This is a genomic window from Roseateles sp. (assembly GCF_039929605.1).
Classification (GTDB): domain Bacteria; phylum Pseudomonadota; class Gammaproteobacteria; order Burkholderiales; family Burkholderiaceae_C; genus Pelomonas.
Genome location: NZ_JBDSQX010000192.1, coordinates 1 through 8,400 on the forward strand (window position 1 = coordinate 1; position 8,400 = coordinate 8,400).

Below are 8,400 nucleotides of genomic sequence, written 5' to 3' on the forward strand. Positions count from 1 at the left end.
CTTCGTGCAAGGACTTGCCGGCGTCCTCTTCCAGATGGGCGCGCACCAGTCGCACGGATTTTTTCTCTTCGCCGAGGAAGAACTCGACCACGCCGCCCTGCACCACCGGAATTTCATACTGGCTGATCTGGTAGCCCTTGGGCAGGTCCGGGTAGAAGTAGTTCTTGCGCGCGAAGATGGACAGCGGCGCGATCTTGGCGCCGACCGCCAGGCCGAGGCGAATCGCCTTCTCCACGGCGGCCCGGTTCAGCACCGGCAGCGTGCCGGGCAGCGCCAGGTCCACGGGCGAGGCCTGGGTGTTGGGATCAGCCCCGAAGGCGGTCGACGAGCCGCTGAAGATCTTCGACTTGGTGGAGAGCTGGACGTGATTTTCCAGGCCGATGACGACCTCATACCCGCGGATGAGTTTGGAAGTGGGCATTTTCAGAATCCTGAAGGAGCGCGTTGATGCCAATCCGTCGCCTGCTGAAGCGCGTGGGCTGTATGCAGCAACTGCCCTTCCTTGAAGTAGTTGCCGATCAGCTGCAGGCCGACCGGCATGCCGCCTTCGCCCGTCCCCACCGGCACGCTCATGCCGGGCAGGCCGGCCAGCGAGCCGGGCAGAGTGAAGATGTCAGCGAGGTAGGCCTGCGTCGGGTTGTCCTTGCCTTCGCCGTGCTTCCAGGCGACGGTGGGCGCCACCGGGCCGGCGATCAGGTCGCACTGGGCGAAACACTGCTGAAAGTCGTCCGCGATCATGCGGCGCAGTTTTTGCGCCTGCAGGTAGTAGGCGTCGTAGTAGCCGTGCGACAGCACGTAGCTGCCGATCATGATGCGGCGCTTGACCTCGGGGCCGAAGCCCTCGGCACGCGTCTTCTTGTACATATCGAGAAGATCGTCGTATTTGGCCGCGCGATGGCCGAATTTGACGCCGTCAAAGCGACTCAGGTTGGAGCTGGCCTCGGCCGGGGCAATGATGTAGTACACAGGGATGGCCAGCTCGGTGCGCGGCAGGCTGACGTCGACCAGCGTGGCACCCAGCTTCTCCAGCTCGGCCAGGCCGGCGCGTACGGCGGCGTTGACGTCGGCGGACAACCCTGCAGGGAAGAACTCCTTGGGCAGGCCGATACGCAGACCCGCCAGCGGCTTGCCCGCGCTAGCGCCCTCGCGCGCCACCAGCATCTGCGCATGAAAGTCCTGCGGCGGCTGCTGCACGCTGGTCGCGTCGCGCTCGTCGAAGCCGCTCATCGTCGACAGCAAGAGCGCGCAGTCCTCCGCCGAGCGGGCCATGGGGCCGGCCTGGTCCAGGCTGGAGGCGAAGGCGATCATTCCGTAGCGCGAGCACACGCCGTAGGTCGGCTTGATGCCAGTGATGCCGGTGAAGCTGGCCGGCTGGCGGATGGAACCGCCGGTGTCGGTGCCCGTGGCGCCGGGCACCAGGCGCGCCGCCACGGCCGCAGCCGAGCCGCCCGAAGAGCCGCCGGGCACGCGGGAAACGTCCCACGGGTTGCTGACCGGGCCAAAGGCGCTGTTCTCGTTGGCTGAGCCCATCGCGAACTCGTCGCAGTTCAGCTTGCCCAGGGCCACGGTGCCGGCCGCGTTCAGCTTGGCGATGACGGTCGCGTCGAAGGGGCTGCGGTAGCCAGCCAGGATCTTGGAGCCGGCCGTCGTCGGCATGTCCGCCGTGACGTAGATGTCCTTGTGCGCGATCGGCACGCCGGTCAGCGGGCCGCCATTGCCCGCAGCCAGTACCGCATCGGCGGCGTCGGCGCGGGCCAGCGCGCCATCGGTGTCGACATGCAGGAAGGCACCCAGGCTGGCGTGGGCGGTGATGCGATCCAGCAGGCCCTGCGTGGCCTCGCGGCTGGAGACGGCACGGCTTTTCAGGGCGCTGGCCAGCTCGGCCACGCCCATGTCGTGAACGGGCTTCATTCGATGACCTTGGGAACGAGGAAGAGGCCGTCCTCGACGGCCGGGGCGCTGCGCTGGTTCAGCTCGCGCTGGTTGCTCTCGGTGACGACGTCCTCGCGCAGGCGCAGGGCCACCTCTTGCACGGCAGACAGCGGTGTGTACAGCGGCTCGACGCCAGCGGTGTCGACGGCGCTCATCTGGTCGACGATCTTGAAGAAGTCGTTCAGGTTGACCAGCAGTGCCGCAGATTCAGCCGGTTGCAGTTCCAGCCGGGCCAAATTGGCGATGCGGCTCACGTCATCGGGAGTGAGGCTCATGAGTCGTTTTCAGGTGTAAGGATTGAGCCAGAAACGCAGTGGTTGTGGGCTCAAAACAGAGGGGTTCGGTTATTATCGCCGTCCATCTTCATGGCCTTCGGGGCTGCCCCTTCAGCGACTGATTTCGTCGCCGTCCGGGCGGCCTCGCTGCTTTAAGCACCCCCATTTTTTGAGCCGCGCCGCCGCCGGCGAGGCTCCTTCCGCGCCCACCCATGTTCGCCTCCCTGCGTCGCTACTTTTCAACCGATCTCGCCATCGACCTCGGCACCGCCAACACCCTGATCTACGTGCGTGGCAAGGGCATCGTCCTCGACGAGCCGTCGGTGGTGTCCATCCGCCACGAGGGCGGGCCCAACGGCAAGAAAACCATCCAGGCCGTCGGCCGCGAGGCCAAGGCCATGCTGGGCAAGGTGCCCGGCAACATCGAAGCCATCCGGCCGATGAAAGACGGCGTCATCGCCGACTTCACTGTCACTGAGCAGATGCTCAAGCAGTTCATCAAGATGGTCCACGACTCCAAGACCTTCAAGCCGAGCCCCCGGATCATCATCTGCGTGCCCTGCGGCTCTACCCAGGTCGAGCGCCGGGCGATTCGTGAATCGGCCCTCGGCGCTGGTGCCAGCGAGGTCTACCTGATCGAGGAACCCATGGCCGCCGCGATCGGCGCGGGCCTGCCCGTCAGCGAGGCCTCGGGCTCCATGGTCGTCGACATCGGCGGCGGCACGACGGAAGTCGGCGTCATCTCGCTGGGCGGCATGGTCTACAAGGGCTCGGTCCGCGTCGGCGGCGACAAGTTCGACGAAGCCATCATCAACTACATCCGCCGCAACTACGGCATGTTGATCGGGGAGCCCACGGCCGAGTCGATCAAGAAGAACATCGGCAGCGCCTTCCCGGGCAGCGAGGTCAAGGAGATGGAGGTCAAGGGCCGCAACCTCTCCGAAGGCGTGCCGCGCAGCTTCACGATCTCGTCCAACGAGATCCTGGAAGCCCTGACCGACCCGCTCAACCAGATCGTCTCCGCCGTGAAGAACGCGCTGGAGCAGACGCCGCCCGAGCTAGGCGCCGACATCGCCGAGCGCGGCATGATGCTGACCGGTGGCGGCGCGCTGCTGCGCGACCTGGACCGCCTGCTCGGCGAAGAAACCGGCCTGCCCGTGCTGGTGGCCGAAGACCCGCTGACCTGCGTCGTGCGCGGCTGCGGCATGGCGCTCGAACGCATGGAGCGCCTCGGTTCCATCTTCACGTCGGAATGAGCCTTTAACGCGCCCCGCGCGCCATGCCCTTCGGCACCCTAGACCGCTCCCCGCCGCCGTTCTTCCGCCAGGGTCCGTCGGCGCTGACCAAGCTCGTGCTGTGTTCGGCGCTGGCCCTGGTGATGATGGTGGCGGATGCCCGCTTCAATCTCATGCTGCCGGCCCGCTCCGCGCTCGCCCTCGTGCTGCAGCCGGTGCAGCGCCTGCTGCTGACGCCGGTGGACGCCTGGGAGACGGCCGGCGACTACCTGCGCGGCACCAAGCGCGCGATGGCCGCCGAAGACCAGGCCAAACGCCAGCTCGCCGAGCAGGCCGAACACCTGTCGCGCGCCGAGGCGCTGCAGACCGAGAACGAGCGGCTGCGCAAGCTGCTCGACCTGCGGTCTGCGGGGGCCGTGCCGTCCCTGTCTGCCGAGGTGCTGTTCGAAGCGCCCGACCCCTTCTCGCGCCGTGTCGTCATCGACCGTGGCGCGACGCAGGGGGTGGCGGCCGGCTCGCCCGTCATCAACGAGAGCGGCGTGCTGGGCCAGGTGACGCGCGTCTACCCACTGTCTGCCGAGGTGACGCTGCTTACCGACAAGGACGCCGCCATCCCGCTGCTGAACGCGCGCACGCAGATGCGCAATGCCGCCGCCGGCCGCGCGGATGGCAGCGGCATGGAACTGCGCTTCCTGGCCGCCAATGCCGACGTGAAGGTGGGCGACCTGATGACGACCTCGGGGCTGGACGGCGTCTACCCGCCGGGCCTGCCGGTGGCCAAGGTGACGGTGGTCGACCGCCGCAGCGACTCCAGCTTTGCGCAAGTGCTGCTGGCGCCCATCGCCCAGCCCGACAGCGCCCGTCATGTGCTGGTGCTGCAGCCGATGGGCCGTCATGTCGCGGCCAGGCAGGAGGCCGAGGTGGCGAACGCGGCCGAAGCGGCCTCCGCGGCCGAGGCGAAGGCCCTGTCCCGGGCTGCGAAGAAGGCCGAGCGCGCCGAGAAGGCCGCTGAAAAAGCGGCCGCGAAAGCATCCGGAGCCGCGCCATGATCATGCCGCGCGCAGCCGAGAAGCTGCTGCTCCCCGCCAACCCCTGGTTCATCGCCTTCACGCTCATCGTCGCGCTGATGATCGACATGGTGCCGGTGGGCCGCGTCGCGGCGATGCCGGACGTGCTGGCCGTCGTGCTGGTGTTCTGGGGCGTGCACCAACCGCGACGCATCGGCTTGCTGTGGGCCTTCGTGTTCGGCCTGGCGGTGGACGTGCATGACGGCGCCTTGCTCGGCCAGCATGCGCTGGCCTACAGCGGCCTGTGCTTTGGCGGGATCATGCTGCACCGCCGCCTGCCCTGGTTCGCGCTCGGCGCCCAAGCCATCCAGGTGCTGCCGCTGTTCTTCGCCGCGCATGTGCTGGCGCTGATCGTGCGGTTGATCGTGGGCGGCATGTGGCCGGGCTGGGGCGTGCTGCTGGCGCCGGTGTTCGAGGCCATGTTGTGGCCTGTCGCGAGCGTGCTGCTACTGGCCCCGCAGCGCCGCGCGCCCGACCGCGACGCGCATCGCCCACTGTAGCCCGTGGTCGTCCTCAAGAACCTCCACCAGGAGCTGTCCCGCTTCCGGCTGCGCGTGCTGGCGGCGGGCGCCTTTGTGCTGTTCTGCTTCGGCCTGCTGGTGCTGCGCCTGGTGTGGCTGCAGGTGTTGCAGTACGACAGCTTTGCCGAGCGCGCCGAGTCCAACCGCATCGCCGTCGTGCCCATCGTGCCCAACCGCGGCCTCATCAAGGACCGCAACGGCGTCGTGCTGGCCAGCAACTACTCGGCCTACACGCTGGAGATCAACCCCGAAAAGGTCAACGACCTGGACGCCACCATCGAGGCGCTGGGCGAAGTGCTCGAGATCCAGTCGCGCGACAAGCGGCGCTTCAAGCGGCTGCTGGACGAAGCCAGGCACACCGACTCCCTGCCCATCCGCACCAAGCTGACCGATGAAGAGGTGGCGCGCTTCACGGCGCAGCGCTATCGCTTCCCCGGCGTGGAGATCAAGGCGCGGCTGTTCCGGTCCTACCCACTGGGCGAGGTGGGCGCTCATCTGATCGGCTACATCGGCCGCATCAACCAGGCCGAGAAGAAGGCCATGGACGAGTGGGAGGAGGAGGACATCTCCAACTACCGCGGCACCGAATACATCGGCAAGCTAGGCCTGGAGCAGGCCTACGAGAAAGAGCTGCACGGCGCGACCGGCTTCGAGCAGGTCGAGACCAGCGCCGGCGGGCGCGCCGTGCGCCGGCTGGACCACAAGCCTCCCACCCCCGGCAACACGCTGAACCTGTCCATCGACATCAAGCTGCAGGCGCTGGTGGAGAAGCTGTTCGGCGAGCGGCGCGGCGCGCTGGTGGCCATCGACCCGCGCAACGGCGAAGTGCTGGCGTTTGTGTCCAAGCCGACCTTCGACCCCAACCTTTTCGTCGATGGCATCGACGTCGACTCCTGGCGCGACCTGAACGAGAACATCGACAAGCCCCTGCTGAACCGGGCGCTGCGCGGCACCTACCCGCCCGGCTCCACCTTCAAGCCGCTGATGGCCATGGCCGCGCTGAACAGCGGCAAGCGCGCGCCCGGCACGGTCATCATGGACAACCTAAGCTACAGCTTCGGCGGCCGCACCTTCGGCAGCCCCGAGACCGACCGCGCCGGCCCCAAGGACATGCGGCTGGCCATCGTCACGTCGTCCAACGTCTACTTCTACAGCCTGGCCAACGAGATGGGGGTCGACCTCATTCACGACCAGTTGGAGCCCTTCGGCCTGGGCCGCAAGACCGACATCGACGTGCAGGGCGAGGTGACCGGCGTGCTGCCATCGCAGGACTGGAAGCGCCGCTACTTCGCCAGAAGCCCGGCAAACCAAAAATGGTTCCCCGGCGAGACCATCTCGCTGGGCATCGGCCAGGGCTACAACAGCTTCACCATGCTGCAGATGGCCACGGCCTACTCGACCGTCGCCTCGGGGGGCCAGCGCTTCAAGCCGCGCCTGGTGCGGGAGATCGAGGACGTGGTGAGGCACGAGCAGCGCCGGGTCGCCAGCGACGCATTGGAGCCGCTGCCGCTCAAGCCCGCCGACGTGGCCGTCATTCAGAACGCGATGAACGGCGTGACGCTCGAGGGCACCTCGCGCCAGGTGTTCCTGGGCGCCGGCTACCAGAGCGGCGGCAAGACCGGCACCGCCCAGGCCGTCGGCCTCAGGGCGGGGGAGAAGTACAGCGCCATCAGGGCCGACGAGCGCAAGCGCGACCATTCGCTCTACGTCGGCTTCGCGCCCGTGGGCAACCCAACCGTCGCCCTCGCCGTCATCGTCGAGAACGCGGGCTGGGGCTCGTCCTCGGCCGCCCCGATCGCGCGCCGCGTGTTCGACTACCTGCTGCTGGGCCAGTACCCGAGCGAGGAAGACCTCGCCAAGACCCAGCTGGGCCAGACCTTCGCGCCCATCGGCACGCCGCGCGCGGTGGCCGACGTGCCGCTGCTGCCGCCCGCCACGCCAGCGGCATCTGCGGCGTCTGCGGCTTCCGCACCCGCGCCTGCATCAGGAGCCTCGCGATGACCGTCATCGAACGACCGCCGCTGATGAGCCGGCTGCGGCCCTGGCTCATCGGCTTCGACATCCCGCTGCTGATCGCCGTGCTGTGGATGTGCGGCTGGGGCCTGGTGTGCATGTACTCGGCCGGTTATGACCACGGCACCCGCTTCGTCGACCATGCGCGCAACATGGCCCTGGCGCTGACGCTGATGTTCATCGTCGCCCAGGTACCACCGCAAAAGCTGATGGCGTTCGCCATCCCGCTGTACACGCTGGGCCTGGCCCTGCTGATCGCGACCGCCGTGTTCGGTGTCAGCAAGAAGGGCGCGACGCGCTGGCTCAGCATCGGCATCACGCAGATCCAGCCGTCCGAGCTGCTCAAGATCGCGACGCCGCTGATGCTGGCCTGGTGGTTCCAGAAGCGCGAGGGCCTCCTGCGCTGGCCGGACTTCGTCGCCGCCTTCGCGCTGCTGCTGCTGCCCTTCTTGCTGATCGCCAAGCAGCCCGACCTCGGCACCGGCATCCTCGTGCTGGCTGCGGGCCTGTATGTGATCTTCTTCGCCGGCCTGCCGTGGAAGCTGATCGCACCCGCCCTGCTGCTGGCCGCCGCCGGCGTCACGACGCTGGTGCTCAGCGAGGACAAGATCTGCCAGCCCGACGTGACCTGGCCGGTGCTCAAGCCCTACCAGCAGCACCGCATCTGCACGCTGCTGGACCCGTCCAAGGACCCGCTCGGCAAGGGCTTCCACATCATCCAGGGCGAGATCGCCATCGGCTCCGGCGGCCTGACGGGCAAGGGCTTCATGAAGGGCACGCAGACCCACCTGGAGTTCATCCCCGAGCGCACCACCGACTTCATCTTCGCCGCCTTCGGCGAGGAGTTCGGCCTGTTCGGCGCGCTGTCCCTGCTGGCCGGCTTCACGGCGCTGATCCTGCGCGGGCTGATGATCGCCTCCGACGCGCCGACGCTGTTCACGCGGCTGATGGCCGGCGCGGTGACGCTGTCGTTCTTCACCTACGTCTTCGTCAACATGGGCATGGTCAGCGGCATCCTGCCCGTCGTCGGCGTGCCGCTGCCCTTCGTCAGCTACGGCGGCACGGCGATGGTCACGCTGGGCTTGAGCCTCGGGCTGCTGCTGTCGATCGCCCGCGTCAAGAAGCTGGTGAAGACCTAGGAGGCTGTCGGGCTGTGGGTCGGGTGCGCGCTGGGGCGAGTTGCGGGGCGAGGCAAGGCGCCGACGAGGCCTGGGATGGGCGCCCACAACGAGTCGGCAACGCCGAATCGCCCCGCAAATCGCCCCAGCCCTTCGGGTTGGGCCTGCAAGGGGGCTGATCCGTCGTTGCAAATGCTCGCTGGGCACTCGGCCCAGCTCCGCTTTGCGCCTAGGCTGAG

7 protein-coding genes and 1 pseudogene are annotated in these 8,400 nt (G+C 67.9%); 5 read left to right on the forward strand and 3 right to left on the reverse strand.

Annotated elements, in window-relative coordinates; translation table 11 throughout:
* From gatB to gatC, 3 genes and pseudogenes are all read right to left on the reverse strand, one after another.
* Positions 1 to 421, reverse strand: a pseudogene (gene gatB / locus ABIS05_RS26000) (Asp-tRNA(Asn)/Glu-tRNA(Gln) amidotransferase GatCAB subunit B); the annotation flags it as partial.
* Between the two features lie 2 nt (positions 422 to 423).
* Positions 424 to 1,911: an Asp-tRNA(Asn)/Glu-tRNA(Gln) amidotransferase subunit GatA gene (gene gatA, locus ABIS05_RS26005; protein WP_348009274.1), complete on the reverse strand. Its 1,488-nt coding sequence runs from the start codon at positions 1,909 to 1,911 to the stop codon at positions 424 to 426.
* Positions 1,908 to 2,207, reverse strand: coding sequence for an Asp-tRNA(Asn)/Glu-tRNA(Gln) amidotransferase subunit GatC (gene gatC, locus ABIS05_RS26010; RefSeq protein ID WP_348009275.1), 300 nt, complete (start codon positions 2,205 to 2,207; stop codon positions 1,908 to 1,910). The genes gatA and gatC overlap by 4 nt, the downstream gene beginning before the upstream one ends.
* Positions 2,208 to 2,419: 212 nt before the next feature.
* On the opposite strand from gatC, the gene ABIS05_RS26015 reads away from it, so the two are divergent.
* The 5 genes from ABIS05_RS26015 to rodA are packed head-to-tail and all read left to right on the forward strand — an operon-like array spanning position 2,420 to position 8,182.
* A complete protein-coding gene (locus ABIS05_RS26015) occupies positions 2,420 to 3,463 on the forward strand; it encodes a rod shape-determining protein (protein ID WP_348009276.1) in 1,044 nt (347 codons plus the stop codon).
* Between the two features lie 23 nt (positions 3,464 to 3,486).
* Positions 3,487 to 4,491: a rod shape-determining protein MreC gene (gene mreC / locus ABIS05_RS26020; protein ID WP_348009277.1), complete on the forward strand. Its 1,005-nt coding sequence runs from the start codon at positions 3,487 to 3,489 to the stop codon at positions 4,489 to 4,491.
* Entirely contained in the window at positions 4,488 to 5,009 is a 522-nt protein-coding gene (gene mreD, locus ABIS05_RS26025; RefSeq protein WP_348009278.1) for a rod shape-determining protein MreD, read from the forward strand. Before mreC ends, mreD begins: the two co-directional genes overlap by 4 nt.
* Before the next feature lie 3 nt (positions 5,010 to 5,012).
* Positions 5,013 to 7,031 carry a penicillin-binding protein 2 gene (mrdA, locus tag ABIS05_RS26030; protein WP_348009279.1) on the forward strand — a complete coding sequence of 673 codons (2,019 nt, stop codon included), beginning with the start codon at positions 5,013 to 5,015 and terminating at the stop codon, positions 7,029 to 7,031.
* Complete coding sequence (gene rodA, locus ABIS05_RS26035) at positions 7,028 to 8,182, forward strand: rod shape-determining protein RodA (RefSeq protein ID WP_348009280.1); 1,155 nt, start codon at positions 7,028 to 7,030, stop codon at positions 8,180 to 8,182. The genes mrdA and rodA overlap by 4 nt, the downstream gene beginning before the upstream one ends.
* Positions 8,183 to 8,400: the final 218 nt, after the last annotated feature.